General features: G+C 61.7%; 17 protein-coding genes and 1 tRNA gene. 6 read left to right on the top strand and 12 right to left on the bottom strand.

What is annotated here, in order from left to right; translation table 11 throughout:
• From LPW30_RS16215 to LPW30_RS12660, 3 genes are all read right to left on the bottom strand, one after another.
• Window positions 1-75, bottom strand: a 75-nt coding sequence (locus LPW30_RS16215; protein WP_420797722.1) for a MerR family DNA-binding transcriptional regulator, incomplete at its 3' end; no start/stop codon positions are given.
• 86 nt (window positions 76-161) lie between these two features.
• Entirely contained in the window at window positions 162-395 is a 234-nt protein-coding gene (locus LPW30_RS12655; protein ID WP_274520748.1) for a type II toxin-antitoxin system RelE/ParE family toxin, read from the bottom strand.
• Window positions 396-442: 47 nt separating this feature from the next.
• Window positions 443-715: a CopG family ribbon-helix-helix protein gene (locus LPW30_RS12660; RefSeq protein WP_239681045.1), complete on the bottom strand. Its 273-nt coding sequence runs from the start codon at window positions 713-715 to the stop codon at window positions 443-445.
• 171 nt (window positions 716-886) lie between these two features.
• Here LPW30_RS12660 and LPW30_RS12665 point away from each other — a divergent pair, with 171 nt between their 5' ends.
• The 3 genes from LPW30_RS12665 to LPW30_RS12675 are packed head-to-tail and all read left to right on the top strand — an operon-like array spanning window position 887 to window position 1,842.
• Window positions 887-1,144 (top strand): FitA-like ribbon-helix-helix domain-containing protein, encoded by a 258-nt coding sequence (locus LPW30_RS12665; protein ID WP_239681046.1) that lies wholly within the window; start codon window positions 887-889, stop codon window positions 1,142-1,144.
• Complete coding sequence (locus LPW30_RS12670) at window positions 1,141-1,560, top strand: type II toxin-antitoxin system VapC family toxin (protein WP_239681047.1); 420 nt, start codon at window positions 1,141-1,143, stop codon at window positions 1,558-1,560. The genes LPW30_RS12665 and LPW30_RS12670 overlap by 4 nt, the downstream gene beginning before the upstream one ends.
• 48 nt (window positions 1,561-1,608) lie before the next feature.
• Complete coding sequence (locus LPW30_RS12675; RefSeq protein ID WP_239681048.1) at window positions 1,609-1,842, top strand: hypothetical protein; 234 nt, start codon at window positions 1,609-1,611, stop codon at window positions 1,840-1,842.
• 599 nt (window positions 1,843-2,441) lie between these two features.
• Here the strand turns inward: LPW30_RS12675 and LPW30_RS12680 are convergent.
• Both LPW30_RS12680 and glgB read right to left on the bottom strand, forming a co-directional pair.
• Window positions 2,442-2,517: transfer RNA gene (locus LPW30_RS12680), tRNA-Ala, on the bottom strand.
• Between the two features lie 50 nt (window positions 2,518-2,567).
• Entirely contained in the window at window positions 2,568-4,745 is a 2,178-nt protein-coding gene (glgB, locus tag LPW30_RS12685) for a 1,4-alpha-glucan branching protein GlgB (protein WP_025281571.1), read from the bottom strand.
• Between the two features lie 192 nt (window positions 4,746-4,937).
• Here glgB and glgC point away from each other — a divergent pair, with 192 nt between their 5' ends.
• From glgC to malQ, 3 genes are read left to right on the top strand one after another with little or no spacing between them, the layout of a single operon-like run.
• Window positions 4,938-6,203 (top strand): glucose-1-phosphate adenylyltransferase, encoded by a 1,266-nt coding sequence (glgC, locus tag LPW30_RS12690; protein WP_025281572.1) that lies wholly within the window; start codon window positions 4,938-4,940, stop codon window positions 6,201-6,203.
• On the top strand, window positions 6,193-7,938 hold the full coding sequence (locus tag LPW30_RS12695; RefSeq protein WP_084306802.1) for a glycoside hydrolase family 57 protein: 1,746 nt from the start codon (window positions 6,193-6,195) through the stop codon (window positions 7,936-7,938). Before glgC ends, LPW30_RS12695 begins: the two co-directional genes overlap by 11 nt.
• Before the next feature lie 51 nt (window positions 7,939-7,989).
• On the top strand, window positions 7,990-9,483 hold the full coding sequence (gene malQ / locus LPW30_RS12700; protein WP_238625199.1) for a 4-alpha-glucanotransferase: 1,494 nt from the start codon (window positions 7,990-7,992) through the stop codon (window positions 9,481-9,483).
• Window positions 9,484-9,550: 67 nt separating this feature from the next.
• Here malQ and LPW30_RS12705 read toward each other — a convergent pair whose 3' ends face one another.
• The 7 genes from LPW30_RS12705 to bchM form a co-directional block, all read right to left on the bottom strand.
• Entirely contained in the window at window positions 9,551-11,116 is a 1,566-nt protein-coding gene (locus LPW30_RS12705) for a mucoidy inhibitor MuiA family protein (RefSeq protein WP_239681049.1), read from the bottom strand.
• 29 nt (window positions 11,117-11,145) lie between these two features.
• Window positions 11,146-11,748: a bacteriochlorophyll 4-vinyl reductase gene (bchJ, locus tag LPW30_RS12710; RefSeq protein WP_239681050.1), complete on the bottom strand. Its 603-nt coding sequence runs from the start codon at window positions 11,746-11,748 to the stop codon at window positions 11,146-11,148.
• A 9-nt stretch (window positions 11,749-11,757) separates the two neighbouring features.
• A complete protein-coding gene (puhE, locus tag LPW30_RS12715; protein WP_025281576.1) occupies window positions 11,758-12,630 on the bottom strand; it encodes a putative photosynthetic complex assembly protein PuhE in 873 nt (290 codons plus the stop codon).
• A gap of 230 nt (window positions 12,631-12,860) precedes the next feature.
• Window positions 12,861-13,352: a photosynthetic complex assembly protein PuhC gene (gene puhC / locus LPW30_RS12720; RefSeq protein WP_025281577.1), complete on the bottom strand. Its 492-nt coding sequence runs from the start codon at window positions 13,350-13,352 to the stop codon at window positions 12,861-12,863.
• The gene (gene puhB / locus LPW30_RS12725; protein ID WP_025281578.1) at window positions 13,352-14,026 is read right to left on the bottom strand and encodes a photosynthetic complex putative assembly protein PuhB; all 675 of its coding nucleotides are present in this window, start codon (window positions 14,024-14,026) and stop codon (window positions 13,352-13,354) included. The genes puhC and puhB overlap by 1 nt, the downstream gene beginning before the upstream one ends.
• Window positions 14,023-14,847, bottom strand: a complete 825-nt coding sequence (gene puhA / locus LPW30_RS12730) for a photosynthetic reaction center subunit H (RefSeq protein WP_025281579.1) — start codon at window positions 14,845-14,847, stop codon at window positions 14,023-14,025. The genes puhB and puhA overlap by 4 nt, the downstream gene beginning before the upstream one ends.
• A 366-nt stretch (window positions 14,848-15,213) precedes the next feature.
• Window positions 15,214-15,927 (bottom strand): magnesium protoporphyrin IX methyltransferase, encoded by a 714-nt coding sequence (bchM, locus tag LPW30_RS12735; RefSeq protein WP_025281580.1) that lies wholly within the window; start codon window positions 15,925-15,927, stop codon window positions 15,214-15,216.
• Window positions 15,928-15,953: the final 26 nt, after the last annotated feature.

Raw genomic sequence — 15,953 nt, forward strand, 5'->3', positions numbered from 1 at the left:
TTCCCAGCGGCGCAGTGTCGTAATGGACACGCCCAGCGCGTTGGCGGCCTCACCGATGCTTGCCAATCTTTTCATATTGGAGAGTATCGGTAATATATGAATAGATTTCAAGTGAACTGCTCAAGCCCTGAAATCGGTGCACAGTACCGGTTTGTACTTCATCAGTAGCCCGCTTCTTTCTGGTGTCTGAAGGCCAGAATATACACCGCATCATCGGCCAACTCGTGGCGGTACAGGGCCACATAGCCGGAGTCACCGAAGGCGATCACCAGTTCGCGCAACTCGGGCATTTCGGGTAATGGGCGGCCAATCTCGGGCGTCGTTTCCAGCAGCAGGAATTGCCGCTCAATGGCCTGGCTGGCTCGGCTAGTGGCTTCGGTGTCCTTGGCAGACAAGAATTGCCGGCATCGCTCTAAGCCCTTCGCCGCGCCTTCAGTCACGATTACTCGTGGCACTCAGGCACCGCTTTTTCGTCCTGGGTGCCCCAGGTGTTCAACCAGCTTCGCACCTCTTGGCCGGTCAGATGCCGGCCGGTTTCCTTGTAAGCCACCCAGGAGGCCAAGGCTTCCTGCTTGAGGCTGTTGCGCGCCTCCTCACGCTCGACATACTCCCGGATGGCTTCCAGCATGATCCAGTGCGGTGAGCGGCGGCGCTGGCTGGCGAGCTCATGGACGCGGCTCTTCAGGGCGTCGTCGATCTTGAGGGATGTTGCCATGGTCAGCCTCTTATCACTCGGTGATACCTAATGATAACTTAGCCCTTTCCTGCCACTGAGTCCATCGGCTCGCGGACAGGTTATGGTTCTCGGCCCTCTCGTTTGCCAGGCACTTGCCCATTGATTGCGTTTATATGATGATGCAATCAATGATGTCTTGGGAGTGACAAGATGGCAAGCGTGACCGTAAGAAATTTGCCAGATGAGGTACACCGTGCGATTCGCGTGCAGGCCGCCCATCATGGCCGCAGCACCGAGGCGGAAATACGCGTCATTCTGGAAGCCGCCGCCCGGCCACCCGAGCGCGTCAAACTCGGTTCCATGCTGGTATCCATCGCCCGCGAGGCAGGTGAAATGACCGATGCCGAAGTCGAGCACCTCAACCAGCTCCGCGACAAGACGCCGGCCGAACCGATGGGTTTCGGATGATCGTCCTGGATACCAACGTCATTTCGGAGTTGTGGAGGGTCGAGCCGGATCCCAACGTGCTGGCCTGGATCGACGCACAGACGGTTGAAACGCTCTATCTTTCGGTCATCACCGTGGCCGAGCTGCGCTATGGTCTTGCCACGATGCCAGAGGGCAGGCGCCGCACGATCTACCAGGAGCGTCTTGAGCACGAGGTGTTGCCGATCTTTGGGGACCGCGTGCTGCCCTTTGATCTGGCTGCCTCTCAAGCCTATGCTGACTTGATGGCGAGGGCAGGAGGGAAGGCGATTGGCCAGGCAGATGGTTATATCGCCGCCACTGCCGCTGCTCACGGCTTGATGGTCGCAACACGGGACGTCAGTCCTTTCGATGCGGCACAGCTGAAAACCATCAATCCGTGGGAGGCATCGTCCTGAACATCCGCTCTCGGCGATACTGAGCAGATGACGGGGAGCAACGAAGAAATGGCCACTCAAAGAAAGCCTTCTTTGGATCCGGAAATCCTGTTGGGTGAGATCCTCATCGATGCGCATGGCGACGATGAGCAGCTCTGGGCGTTGCATGCAGGGATCAAGGATGGCCTGGATCTGCCGATGGATGTGCACGTCATTGGTGAGCCCCTCTCGCTCATCGCCATCGACCATGATGGCAATGCAAGGCGGGGGCCTCTGGCGGTTGCAGCGCTGGGAGGAGGCTGAGCACGTGTTTGAGCGCATCCTGCTGATGAACCCGCTGGACAACCAGGGGATCCGTTTCCTCCTGCCGGCCGTGCGGGGGCACGAGGCATGGGTGGATGATGAAGACTGAGAACTGACTGAGCGGCCCATGACCCGGAAGAAAAGCACCCCGACCTCCAACAAGGCCTCGACACGCCGACCCATGGCCGACAAGGTCATCAAGAAGATGCGCAGTCATGTGGGCGCCAGGGTCGTCGACCTCAGCGCCGTCATGGAAGGCAAAAAGAACGCCCAGGCCCTGCAGAAAACCGTCGCGAGTGCTGAGTATCTGGCTGACCTCCATCCTGCTCACGCGATCTACGTGTACGCGCAAAACCAGGCCTCTGTGATGGCCGAACCGCTCACCATTGGGTGGCAGGTGTTGTCGAGTCCGGCTCTGGCAAGGTCCACACTGCTCAAGTGGGGCGAGTACCAGCCAGACTGGGACCCCACCACCGGCAGCCCCCCAGTTGCCCCCGGCTTTCAAAGGAACCCCTTGCCCCTTACTGGAAGCCGAAAAAATAAAAAAGCCCGCATGGACGCGGGCTTAGGAACTTCTTGGGACTTTTCTGGAAGTGTGGTGGTGGAGCGGATGGGAGTCGAACCCACGACCTCAGCAGTGCGATTGCTGCGCTCTCCCAACTGAGCTACCGCCCCGTGCATGCTGAGTATAGGCCAGCGCGAGGGGTGTTCGCCAGAGGCGACGCTCAGGTGGAAACCGGCTTGAGCAGGATGCCTGCCAGCGGCGGCAGGGTGAGCACCACGGAGTAGGGGCGGCCCATCCAGGGCAGATCTTCGGCCTCGACCTCCAGGTTGCCCAGGTTGCTGCCGCAGTAGAAGTGCGAGTCGGAGTTGAAGATCTCCCGATATCTCCCCGGGGCTGGCACCCCGATGCGGTAGCCCTCGCGGGGGGCGGGGGTGAAGTTGAGGGTCGCAAGGATGAAATCGTCCTTGTCTTCCCCCTTGCGGATGAAGCTGAGCACCGATTGGGCGGCATCGTGACAGTCGATCCATTCAAAGCCCTGCCATTCGAAATCAAAGTGATGCAGAGCCTTCTCACGGGCGTAGAGGGCGTTGAGATCGGCCACCAGTTGCTTCACGCCCGAGTGGAAGGGGAACTGCAATAGATACCATTCCAGTTCCTTGGCATCGTCCCACTCATTGCCCTGACCGTATTCGCAGCCCATGAACAGCAGTTTCTTGCCCGGGTAGGACCACATGAGGGTGTACAGAAGGCGCAGATTGGCGAAGCGCTGCCACTCATCTCCCGGCATGCGGTAGAGCAGGGAGCGCTTGCCGTGCACGACTTCGTCGTGGGAGAAGGGCAGCACGAAGTTTTCGGTAAAGGCGTACAGCAGGCCAAAGGTGAGCTGGTCGTGATGGTAATGGCGGTGGATGGGGTCCTTCTTGAAGTACTCCAGGGTGTCGTTCATCCACCCCATGTTCCACTTGAGTGAGAAGCCCAGTCCCCCGAGCCAGGTGGGGCGTGTCACCTGGGGCCAGGAGGTGGACTCCTCGGCCATGATCAGGGCACCCGGATGGTTGCCTTGCACGCTGCTGTTGAGGTCCCGGAGGAACTCGATGGCGTCCAGGTTTTCCTGCCCTCCAAACTTGTTGGGCACCCATTCGCCTTCTTCCCGGGAGTAGTTCAGATAGAGCATGGAAGCCACAGCGTCCACCCGCAGGCCATCGATGTGGAACTCCTCCACCCAGTACATGGCGCTGGAAACGAGGAAGTTGCGTACCTCGTTACGCCCGTAGTTGAAGATCAGCGTACCCCAATCACGGTGCTCGCCCATGCGCGGGTCTTCATGCTCGTACAGGGCGCTGCCATCGAACCGGGCCAGGGCGTGGGCATCCTTGGGGAAATGTCCTGGAGCCCAGTCCAGTAGCACGCCAATGCCATTTTCGTGACAGTGGTTGACGAAATCCCTGAAGTCATCGGGGCTTCCAAAGCGGCTGGTGGGGGCGTAATAGCCAGTGGTCTGGTAGCCCCAGGAGCCATCGAAGGGGTGTTCGGTGACTGGCAGTAGTTCGATGTGGGTGAAGCCCATTTCCTTCACATAGGGCACCAGCGTGCGGGCCAGCTCACGATAGTTGAGGAAGTTGCCATCCTCACCAAGACGCCAGGAGCCCAGATGTACCTCATAGATGGACATGGGACGGTGCAGCCAGGCATCACCGGCCCGCTGTTTCAGCCATGCCTCGTCGGACCAGGAGAATGGTTCGGGGTCATGGACCACGGCGGCGGTCTGTGGGCGCAACTCGAAACGCTGCCCGTAGGGATCGGTCTTTACCTGGGTGGCCCCGGTATCCCGGTTGCGGATCTCGTACTTGTACAGGGTTCCGGGTTCAAGACCGGGGATGAAGAACTCCCACACGCCACTGCCCCCGCGCACCCGCATGGTATGGCAGCGGCCATCCCAGCGATTGAAGTCGCCCACCACGGAAACGCGTTCGGCGGAGGGGGCCCACACGGCGAAGCGCACGCCCTGGATGCCGTCCACCTCGTGGGCATGCGCCCCCAGGAAGCGATAGGCATGCCAGTGCCGGCCTTCGTTGAACAGGTGGATATCGAAATCCGACACGACGGGTCCGAAGCTGTAGGGGTCGTAGCCAACGTGTTCATGGCCATGACCGTCGTTCCAGCGGATGCGATAATGGCCTGGCAGGGCATCCAGGGGGCCACGCCACTCGAAGATTCCCCGGTCGTGGACCTTTTCCATGGGGTCATCCAGCTCGTCGATGCGGGCCTGGGTGGCGTGGGGCAGGTAGGCACGCACGACTCGCTGCTCCTGTTCCACGTGACTACCCAGCAGACTGAACGGGTCATGGTGTCTGGCGTCCAGGATGCGTTGAAGGTCTTCACGGTTGGTTGCACGCATGTGGGTTCCCGTCCTGGTTCGGCGGTTGGGCCTGCCTTGATGTGGCGGCCGGAAAATGTAATAGAATCGAAACGATCGCGTACCATGATGGCATGGGGACGCGATGTACCGGTCGGATGCAGCCCGGCGGAAAAAACCTTAACATGCTCCAGGGGCCACGTCCTCCACACACCCGGGTCACAGAAGGCAGGTATGAAACCACAATCCCAACGCTTCGTCAGCCGCATCACCCGAGATACCCTGGCACTCATCCTGGCAGGAGGGCGTGGCTCTCGCCTCAAGCAGTTGACCATGTGGCGGGCCAAGCCAGCGGTGCCCTTTGGGGGCAAGTTCCGGATCATCGATTTCCCGCTCTCCAACTGTATCAACTCGGGCATTCGCCAGGTGGGCGTGATCACCCAGTACAAGGCCCACTCCCTGATCCAGCATGTGCAGCGGGGCTGGAGCTTTCTGCGCGGCGAGTTTGGTGAGTTCATCGAGCTTTGGCCGGCCCAGCAGCGCATCGAGACCTCCTGGTACAAGGGCACGGCCGATGCGGTGTTTCAGAATCTGGACATCATCCGTGACCACGACCCCAGCTATGTGCTCATCCTGGCCGGTGATCACATCTACAAGATGGATTACGGAGACATGATCGCCTACCACGTGGAGTCCGGTGCCGACATGACCGTGGGTTGCCTGGAAGTGGACCTGGAAATGGCCCGGGGATTCGGTGTCATGGCCGTGGATGCCGATGGCCGTGTGGAGCGCTTCGACGAGAAGCCCGATCACCCAAGGTCCGTCCCCGGCAAGACGGACAAGGCGCTTGCCTCCATGGGCATCTATGTGTTCAACAAGGACTTCCTCTTCCAGCAACTGGTGGCCGATTCCGACACGCCCGGTTCCAGTCACGACTTCGGCAAGGACATCATCCCCAAGGTGCTCGAGTCCAGCCGGGTGATGGCCTACCCGTTCCGCGACGTGCAGACGGGCACGCAGGCCTATTGGCGGGACGTGGGTACCATCGATTCCTACTGGAGGGCCAATCTTGAGCTGATCGGGGTGACCCCGGAGCTCAACCTCTACGACATGGACTGGCCCATCTGGACCTACCAGGAACAACTGCCCCCGGCCAAGTTCGTGTTTGATGACGAGGACCGCCGTGGCATGGCCGTGGACTCCATGGTGTCCGGGGGCTGCATCATCTCCGGATCGCTGGTGCGGCACTCCCTGCTGTTCTCCAACGTCACCGTGAACTCCCATGCCCAGGTGACCGATTCGGTCATTCTTCCCGATGTGGATATCGGTCGTAACTGTGTGGTTCACAAGGCCGTGATCGACAAGGGATGCCGGATTCCCGAGGGCATGGTCATCGGACGGGATCGCGAGCAGGATGCCAAACGCTTCTACGTATCTGATGGCGGTGTGACGGTGGTGACACCGGATATGCTCGGCAACATGCCTCATCATGGCGTCTGATCAGCCGAACGCGGTCCATCCGCCGTTACGGGTGGTACTGTGCTGGCACATGCATCAGCCCCAGTACCTGGACGGCCATACCGGTGAATACGCACTGCCCTGGACGTATCTGCACGCCATCAAGGATTACGTGGATATGGCGGCGCACCTGGAGGCGGAGCCGGGCGCGCGGGCGGTAGTGAACTTTGCCCCGATCCTCCTGGATCAGATCGAGGACTACGCCGGCCAGGTAAGTGCCTTTCTCAAGGGCGAGGGCGAGATCCATGACCCGGTACTGGCCCTGCTGGTGGCCGATCGGCCACCCCATGAACCCTCCCAGCGACTCAACCTGGCAGAGGCTTGTACACGTGCCAATCGTCAGCGTCTGATCGAGCCGTTCGGCCCCTACCGCCTGCTGGCGGACATGGTGTCCTGGCTCAAGCAGCACCCCGACTATGTGTCCTATCAGGGGGATCACTTCTTCTTTGATCTGGTCACCTGGTATCACCTGGTCTGGCTGGGCGAGACGGTGCGCCGTACCGATCCACGCATCAAGCCCCTGATGGAACAGGGGCGGGATTTCACGCCGTCGCAGCGCCGGCTGCTCCTGGAGGTGATCGATGAACTGCTGGGTGGCCTCCTGGATCGGTATCGCCGCCTGGCGGACTCGGGTCGGGTGGAACTGTCCTTCAGCCCTTATGCTCATCCCATCATGCCGCTGATGCTGGACATGGCATCGGCTCACGAAGCGGCGCCATCGGCGGAATTACCCCTAAGCGGCCAGTATCCTGATGGCCGTGCGCGGGTGCAGTGGCATCTGCAACAGGGGCTGGAGAGCTTCGAGCGGCATTTTGGGCGGCGGCCGGCCGGCTGCTGGCCGTCCGAGGGCAGCGTCAGCGATGCGACGCTGGCTTTACTGGACGAGGCGGGTATCCGCTGGTCTGCGTCGGGGGAGGGGGTGCTCACCCATTCCCTCAGGCAGGGGCGGGACGAGGAGCTGCCCGAGGACCGTGACTGGCTGTACCAGCCCTACCGTTTTCAGGACCGTGAACTGTCCCTGTTCTTCCGCGACGATGGTCTTTCGGATTCCATTGGGTTTCGTTATACCGACTGGCACGGTGACGACGCCGTGGGGGATTTCGTGCATCATCTGGAGGGCATCGGTCAACGCTGGAACCGTGTCCATGGCAGCCAGGGGCGCGGCGCCCTGGTCACGGTGATTCTGGATGGTGAAAATGCCTGGGAGTATTACCCGGCCAATGGTTACTACTTCCTCTCCGCTCTGTACCGTCGGCTTGCGGAACACCCCGACATCGAACTCGCCACATTCGCCGATTGTCTCAACGTGAGTCCGCGGGAGTCGTTGAAGCATGTGGTGGCAGGGAGCTGGGTGTATGGCAACTTCGATACCTGGGTCGGTTCCCGGGACAAGAATCGAGGCTGGGAAATGCTCATTCAGGCCAAGCAGTGTTTTGATCGGGTGATGGCCCAAGGGCGGCTGACGGAGGCGCAAGTGGAGGCAGCCACCCGGCAACTGGCGGTATGCGAGGGGTCGGACTGGTGCTGGTGGTTTGGCGACTACAATCCGGCGGGCACCGTCAGCCTGTTTGAACGCCTGTATCGCCAACACCTGGTTCACCTCTACCGTTTGCTGGGAGAGGCCCCGCCAGAGGAGTTGTCGCACGTGCTCAGCCGGGGCAGTGGCGAACCCGCCGCCGGGGGCGTGATGCGGCAAGGACAAAAAACTGACGGGTGAGCCCGTCAGTTCGCCGAAGACCCGGAATCCCACGCACAGGACGGAGGAACTGTGGCAGAACACAGCGCCCAAGCATCATCCACGCTGGACCGGCGTCGTGCCGGCATCCTGCTCCATCCCACCTCCCTTCCCGGATCAGGTCGACAGGGCGCGCTGGGGTCACAGGCCCACCGTTTCGTCGACTTCCTGGCCTCTGCCGGCGTCACCGTCTGGCAGGTGCTGCCCCTGAATCAGCCCCATGAGGGCGGCTCACCTTACCAGTGCATGTCGGTGCATGCCGGCAGCACCCAGTTGATCTGCCTGGCCGATCTGAAAGCGCGTGGCTGGTTGGTGGATGATGCCCTGCCGGATGAGCAAGGGGCGCTGGATCCCTTCAACTCCGTGACTCTGCGCAAGGCCCACAAAGGGTTCATGGATGGGGCCAACGGCGATGATCGTCAGGCCTTCGAGGATTTCAGGGCGCAACATGCCTTCTGGCTGGAGGACTATGTCCTGTATCTGGCCCTCAAGCGTGAGCACGACCTGGCCCCCTGGTGGGACTGGGCGCCGGCGCTGCGCGACCGGGAGCCCGAAGCCATGGCCGGGGCGCGGGAGCGCCTGGCGGACAGCCTGGCGCAGTATCGTTTCGAGCAGTTTTTGTTCTATCTGCAATGGGCGGCGGTCAAACAGCACGCCAACCACCGGGGTATCCTGCTGTTCGGCGATATGCCCATCTTTGTGGCCCACGACAGCGCGGATGTGTGGGCCCATCGCGAGCTCTTCGATCTGGATGATCAAGGGCGACCGGTTCACGTGGCCGGTGTGCCACCGGATTATTTCTCTGCCACGGGCCAGCGCTGGGGCAACCCTCATTACGACTGGGAACGCATGCGGGAGGAGGGTTTCGCCTGGTGGATAGAACGCATCGGTGCTGCGCTGGAAATGGTGGATTTGATCCGAATCGACCATTTCCGTGGCTTCGAGTCCTACTGGTCCATCCCGGTCGAGGACGATACTGCCATGAACGGGCATTGGACCGTGGCGCCGGGCAAGGCGTTGTTCGAGCGCCTGCGGGAGCACTTTGGCAGCTTGCCTCTGGTGGCCGAGGATCTGGGGGTGATCACCGATCAGGTGGAGGCCCTGCGGGACGATAACGGTCTGCCGGGGATGAAGATCCTGCATTTCGCCTTCGAGGGCGGGGCGACAAACCCCTATCTGCCCCATCAGCATGTTGCCAATTCGGTGGTTTATACCGGCACCCATGACAATGACACCACCCTGGGGTGGTTCGAGACCTGTGACGAGAGCCTGCAACATCATGTGCTGGACTATCTGGGGCACCCGTCAGAGCCCATGCCCTGGCCGCTGATCCGCAGTGCTCTGGCCTCTGTGGCCCGCCTGGCGGTGGTGCCCATGCAGGACGCCCTGGCGCTGGACGGATCACATCGCATGAACGTGCCCGGGACCACGTCAGACAATTGGGCGTGGCGTTTCCAGTGGGAGGATGTGCCGCAGGAACTCGCCTCCGATCTGCGCCGCCTGGTGGAGTTATACGGGCGGGATTAGCCGGGTTGCAGTGTGCCTTGATGGCGCGATCCGGAGCGGTTCAGCTCGCTGCTGGGGAGACGGACGTTCAACGCAGGGCTGTGGGTGTGTCCATGTCGTCGGGCCAGGTCACTGTGTAGGAGAAGCGCAGGGTGAGCTCCTCGCCCGCTTCGACGGTGCGGTGCCAGGCCAGCAGGCCACGGTCGTCATTCATGTCCCGTTCCGAGGGTTCACTGGCGTCTTCGGCCAGGGTGACCGTGATGCGCTCGTCGCGGGAGACTGGCAGACGGTCAAGAATGGTCATCTCCACATCGCGGCCATGACTGTTGTGAAGTGTCATCAAGTAACTGCGTTGCAGCCTGTTCTGACGCCGAAGGCGGCCTTCCTGACCCTTTTCGTCACGCTCCATCCGGTAATCAATGCCGATGCGCTCGTCCACGCCGAAAGCCATCTCCAATTCACTGTTCGGGCGCAGCCCAGCGAGCTGATGCTGCCCCACCAGTGCGCCATCCTGAAACAGGGTCAGTGGACCCGGTAGCAGCGGCGTCTCACCCTCGAATACGCTTTCGGCAAACAGGTAGGCACGCGGCGCCATTCGGGGCGCGGCGCGCACCGAAAGCCGGGCTTCCATGACCTCTTCACCCAGGTTGTGGCGATGAGGCTGGTTATCCGAGGCGATGTTCACGCGGCCGGGCACCCGATAACGGGCCGTGAAGGTCGTGCCCTCCAGTTGTGCCGTGTCGGCTTCGGCCGCCAGGGCCGCTTCCGGCAACGACCTTGAGAGTCGTGTCGTGGTGGGTGCGGGCCTGGGGACATCCAGGTACCAGGGAGGGGGTAGCGGCAGATGCCCCCCCAGTCGAGGCTGGGCCGTGGACAGGTACAAGGGGATGTCCGACCAGTCCTGGCCGGTGTTCTGACGCACCTCGGCACGCTGGATCAGGCGCAGTTCCTGGGTGTCGGTGTCCAGGCGGGCCTCGTAGAGCGGAGTCCAGCGGGCGTCGCGGACGGTGTATTCCAGGGTGACCGTGGCACTGGCCGCCTCGGGGCTGTGATAGTGAATGCGTGCCTGGAGGCTGTCGCGTCGGCCACTTTGAAGTTGCTCAAGCTCGCGGCGCACACGCTGAATCTCGGCTTCCAGGGTGCGGCGGGCCCGTTCCTGTTGATGGATGGCGTCGAGAACGCTCAAGGCCCCTTCGCCCACCCGCTCCCAGGCCTTTGGCCATTCACCAGCGTCTGGCAGGGCCTCGGGATGCGTGCCCAGTTGCTCAATCAGGCGCATCTGCACCTGATGGGCACGAATCCGATCGTCGATGTGGCGCTTTTCATCCTCCAGTTCCCGGAGTTGCTCTGTGAGCGCCTGCTCACGTGGATGAGCGAGATCCCGTCCCGGGATGGTTCGGGTTTCCAGGGCCCCCAGCCGCATGCCCTGTGGCCCGCTGGCCCGCACGCGAACGGTGTTCACATCCAGCCGGGCGGGCAACCCATCGATGCTGACCACGCCTTCTCCCGCCTCCAGGGTCAGTTCCTTTTCCATGATGATGCCGGCCCGATCCGGGTAGACGGTCACCTGGGTGATTTGTCCGGCCTGGGCGGGAAGGGCAATGGCCAGGGTCATCAAGGCGGTACAAACAACAGGCTGGAGAGCGCGATGCATGATGGATTCCTGTCAGGCCGTGGGGAACTTCATCGCCAACGTACCTCGAATACGCAGTGGGCGACGCCTGCTGCGGCGCATTGTGTTTCCGTTACCCGGGTTTCGGGATGCACCAGCACCTGGAACAGACGCTGGAAGGTGCCCGCGTAGTAATCGCAGACCGGGTGCGCGGACTGCGCATCTCGGCACAGGGGGCTATTGGTGATGGTCAGCGTGAGGTTGGGGCGATGGCTGACCTGGAACTGGCCGCTGCCGGTGAAGGTCCAGGCATTGCGCTCGATGGCTTTGAGCAGTATGCGACTGGACGGGCCAGCAGGGAGGAGTTTCAGGATGGACTGCACCGGTTTGGGAATGCGGTTGGCCAGCAGGTAGTCGCCGGTGAGGTGACCTGCCTCCAAGGATACGGCGGCCGCCTGCTCCGGGGAGAGTGCTTCTCGCAGCGCCCGATGCAGGGCCGTCACGTCGCGCTCGTCCACCATGGTGGTGGGCGGGTGCGTCAGATGATCGGTGAGCCCTGCAGCCTCGAAGATGCGTGTCGTCAACGGCTCATCGTGCTGGTGGCGCAGCGCCTGGGCCATGCGAGTGATGGAGTTCGGCCCGATCCGGGCCACGGTTGGGTCGTGTTCGGTCATGGTGTGCAGTCAGTAACGAAGGCGACTGGGACTGACGGTCAGGCCCGGCGAGGGGGAATTCTTGTCCGGGTCGTTGGCCGCCTTGATGGTTGGGTAGATGGGCCTGAAATGGGCCTCATCGGGTTGGCGCGAGCGCAGCGCCCAATTCCATAGAGCCTGGGAGGGCAGGGGCAACACCAGGAACCAGTGTTCCAGGATCGCGAGGATCATGAGTATCGCCAGGAAGGTCGCGCCCGCCACCTGATGAGTGGTGGCAGATGGGTCCATGGCCGTCTGCACGATCAATACCGCGACGATGGTGGATGCGGTGACCGAGATCGGAAACAGCAGGTTCATGGGCTTCTTGCGGAAATAGCTTTCCAGATAGCGCAGATGATCGGGCAACCACTCTTCATTGAGGTTGCGAACACCCAGGAATACGTTGAGCTTGGTGCTGGTTCGCATCACCCACAGGATGAGGAAGGTGTACAGCCCCACCATGTTGGCGCCCCCCCAGGTGACCAGCACGATGGCCAGGGCTGCGATGATAAGGGCGAATTCATGGTAGAGGATGGCCTGAACGGCGTAGATGAATCGTCGCCAGCCCAGGGCACCTTCAGGGCAACGACTGCGCCTGGAGCCGGTGATCATGCCCATGAGGAAACTCATTTCCACCCAACCCCAGAGGATGATGGCGCCTGTGAAGGCCACATAGGCCCCAAACAGTGTTTCCTGATGGGCGGTCAAGGCCAGGGCGTAAAGCGCGATGCCCGCGAGCACCGAGGCGCCCAGCATGCTCCAGCGGTAGGTCCGTTGTGGCAGTCCGTCCAGATAGATGATGGCTCCGGTGCTGAACCACCAGAGGAATATCACGTAGAGGATAGGCAGACCGTATTGAATCACCGGCCCCTCACCGTGCACAGGTCATGGACACCCGGGCGGGCGTTGTCGTGGGTAGTGGGTGGGGCAAAGCGCTTGCCACGATGCCGTTCATCGCTGAATTCTCCTCATTTTCCCGGCACGCATGGGATCCCGGGGAACTGGGTTCGACTGCGGCCTGAGTCGATGGGCGAAACTTTACCGTCTTTTGGATACCGGTGGCGAGTCCCGCGAGGCGCTGCTAAGGAGAAGGCTCAGGAATCTTGAGCCGAATCAAGTAGCTCTGCAAAAGCAGCGGCGTTGGTGGAGCCAAACGCGTTGAGCTTGTAGCGGTTGCCGGTCACGGGATCTTCAAGGCTCAGACCACCATCCGACCAACGGGTCAGCAGGAAGGGTAGATCTTCATGGTCATCCAGATGCCGACGGTCCAGGGCAATGATGCGCAGGACGGTGCGCATGAAACCACCGCCACTGGGTTCGATGAGCTTGAGCACCTGGTTGGTGTCGGCGTCGACGATTTCCATGTAGCCGCCGGGCTTCTCCCGGGGCTTCAAGCGCACGGATTGCACAACCGTCAGATCCTGCTCGGCGGGTTCCGCTGTTGTCGCGGGTTCCGTCGAAGCCGGAGGGGAGACGGCGCTGCTGGCCAGATAGTACACGCCGAAGGCGATGGCCAGGAGAATAACGCCGATTCCTGGAAACAGGAATCGGCGCGGGGAACGGGAGGAGCCGTTGGAGTCAGTCATCAGGCGGTTTCACCGGCGGCTTGTCGGTGGGTCTGGGGTGCGGATGCCGTGTCAGCTGCTTCGGCCTGATCCGGGTTTTCGGCACGGTTCTTCTGATCTTCGGCCATGGCCTTGGCGAGGATATCCGCCACGCGCCGGGCATTGGGCACTCCGCGCAGCATGGGCTGTGGAGCCATCCAGCGCCAGGGTTTCACATGCGGCCAGAGGATGATGTAGGACACGCGCTCCGGCGGAATGAGCGTCAGCGGAATATCACCCGTGCCGTCCTTGTAGAGCTTGGCCGAGGCAGACTCAATCACGGAATAGGGCAGGTTTACACTCATCTGCAGTGCCACGCCAAATCGTATGACAATGCGCTGATTGGTGATGGTGTAGACCGAGGCTCTCGCCGTGAGCCAGGCCAACAGCAACAACAGGCCGACGGCAGTCACGGACAGGGTGAGCAGGAAGCTGGTGGAAGCGAGGGCCGTCACGAGGGACTGCGTTTCACCATAGGTAAAGATGGCTCGCAGGCCGATCAGGATGGCCAGATAGAGAATGACCTTTCTGACGTGAAATGCCCGAATGGCGAAGGTGCTCCAATGAGGAGCACCTTGCCACAAGATGCGCTCCCCCGAAGGGGGGAGCTCAGGCAGACCACGTATCGGTTCAGCGGCGTGGTCGTCGTGACTCACAGCAGGGGTTCCCTACGCTCCGGGGATGCATAGAAATGGCCACCACCGAAGTAGGCCATGATGCGGTCTTCTTCCAGACGCGTCACGCTCTCCATGCTCTTCGTGGAAGGGGCATCGGCGAAGTGCTTGGCCATCACGGAAGCCACACGAACCTCATAGGGGCGGCCGTCCTTCAGGCGCTGATCCATGGGCAGCTTGGGATCGGCATACTTGGCGCGGGTCACCTTGGAGAGGAACATGGGCACCAGGATACGGCGGGAGCTACCCTTGACTTCCACTTCCAGGTAGCGGGGCATGGCCTCGGAGCGGTCCACCCACACGTCGCGAACGGTGCCGGCGGGCTTGTCGTCGGCGGCGAACACGGTCATGCCGCGGGGATCGGGATCCTTCTTGGAGATCCCGAAGCCATGCTTGGTGATGCGCATGGGCACGATGCGGGCCTCGCCGTTCATGGTTACGTCAGGCTCATCGGCACGGTTGGCCCAGGAGGAGGGACCCACGCCGTCGATCATGGGGTTGCCAGTGGGATCCAGAGGGGCGCCGGGGAAGGGCCAGGCCGGCTTGGCATTGATGTCACGGGTATCGGGGTTGCCGTTGGCAATGATGAAGGAACCGCCGTCCATGGTGGGGTATTCCTTGGGACCCGGGGCAGCCGGATAACCTTGCACGGTAATGTGGGGGGAGCGGTCGGACTCCAGCGGGTAACCTTCCCGCTTGTTCTCCCGATGTAGATACCAGATTAGACCTGCGAAGAACAGCCAGAAGACGTACAGGGTGACCTGCGCGACGTCCATATATTCAGTAATGGCACCGGTTGGCATTGCTTTTCCTCCAAGTTTCGGGTGGGTTAGCCGGGTGATTTGGCTGGACCGAACCTCGATCAAGATTGCTTTCGGGTGACGCCCCCGCCATGCATGGGCGGCCCGAAGGCGTTGGGTGATACAAACAACATCAATTTCACTAGATTTTAGACCACAACATCGCCAATTTCCGGGTCTATAGGCCCCCTCGACCCGAAAAATCTTGCTTTCCCAAACGCTCCATACCTTGGGTGACCATACGGGCACACACCAGCTCTGGAGCGCTACTTTGAGATAATGCCAGACAAACCGTCAGGGTGTTGGTGTGAGCTGGCTTGAGCATGATCTGGATCAGCTTCGTCGGTCAAAGGCCGTGAACAGGGTGGATCAGGCCGGAGCCCCTCGCTTGAGTTCAAGGGCTTGCGAGGTATAAAAGCCACGAGAGATTCGCCGGGTACGCTCCGCACGCCACTCGTCCAGGGAGGGCTCTTCCCCGATCAGGCGCAGCAGCTTTTTCTCGGCCACCGGCTCAATGGCCGGGGAGCGGTCGCTCTTGGGGAACAGCTTGCCCACGGCGTGCATGACCGACAGGGCCGGGGTGCGTGGGGCGAAGGTGAACAGGATGGCAGCATGGGTGCGGCTCGTCAGGCCGGCCAGCACGCCCACAATGTCGGGCGCCTTGTAGTGGATGAAGGAATCCATGGCCACCACATAGTCGAACTCACCCAGTTCAGGACTGAGGAAATCGCCTACGCGGAAGTCGATTCGCCCTTCGCCCAGGTCCTCTGCCTCGGCACGTTCACGGGCCATGTCCACCAGATTGCCGGCCAGGTCAATGGCCACAACCTGGGCGCCGCGCTGGGCGGCAGCCACGGAGAGCATGCCGGTTCCGCAACCGGCGTCTAGCAGCCACTTGCCGCTGAGGTCGTCGGGCAGCCAGTCCAGCAGGTTCTGGCGCATCTCTTCACGCCCGGCGCGCACAGTGGCACGTACGCGCCCCACGGGGGTGTCGGAGGTCAGCTTTTTCCAGGCATCCACCGCGGTACGGTCGAAATAGGTCTCGAGCTGACCCCGGCGTTTTTGATAAGAGGGCGTTGGCATCAGTGGAATCCGTTGGCTTGGCTAAC

The organism is Ectothiorhodospira variabilis (genome assembly GCF_022227625.1).
Classification (GTDB): domain Bacteria; phylum Pseudomonadota; class Gammaproteobacteria; order Ectothiorhodospirales; family Ectothiorhodospiraceae; genus Ectothiorhodospira; species Ectothiorhodospira haloalkaliphila.

Coding starts and splice junctions, on each gene's coding strand:
- LPW30_RS12665 (WP_239681046.1), top strand. CDS start 887: ATGGCAAGCGTGACCGTAAGAAATTTGCCAGATGAGGTACACCGTGCG.
- puhC (WP_025281577.1), bottom strand. CDS start 13,352: ATGACTGACTCCAACGGCTCCTCCCGTTCCCCGCGCCGATTCCTGTTT.
- bchJ (WP_239681050.1), bottom strand. CDS start 11,748: ATGACCGAACACGACCCAACCGTGGCCCGGATCGGGCCGAACTCCATC.
- LPW30_RS12675 (WP_239681048.1), top strand. CDS start 1,609: ATGGCCACTCAAAGAAAGCCTTCTTTGGATCCGGAAATCCTGTTGGGT.
- LPW30_RS12670 (WP_239681047.1), top strand. CDS start 1,141: ATGATCGTCCTGGATACCAACGTCATTTCGGAGTTGTGGAGGGTCGAG.
- LPW30_RS12695 (WP_084306802.1), top strand. CDS start 6,193: ATGGCGTCTGATCAGCCGAACGCGGTCCATCCGCCGTTACGGGTGGTA.
- LPW30_RS12660 (WP_239681045.1), bottom strand. CDS start 715: ATGGCAACATCCCTCAAGATCGACGACGCCCTGAAGAGCCGCGTCCAT.
- bchM (WP_025281580.1), bottom strand. CDS start 15,927: ATGCCAACGCCCTCTTATCAAAAACGCCGGGGTCAGCTCGAGACCTAT.
- LPW30_RS12705 (WP_239681049.1), bottom strand. CDS start 11,116: ATGCATCGCGCTCTCCAGCCTGTTGTTTGTACCGCCTTGATGACCCTG.
- glgB (WP_025281571.1), bottom strand. CDS start 4,745: ATGCGTGCAACCAACCGTGAAGACCTTCAACGCATCCTGGACGCCAGA.
- glgC (WP_025281572.1), top strand. CDS start 4,938: ATGAAACCACAATCCCAACGCTTCGTCAGCCGCATCACCCGAGATACC.
- puhA (WP_025281579.1), bottom strand. CDS start 14,847: ATGCCAACCGGTGCCATTACTGAATATATGGACGTCGCGCAGGTCACC.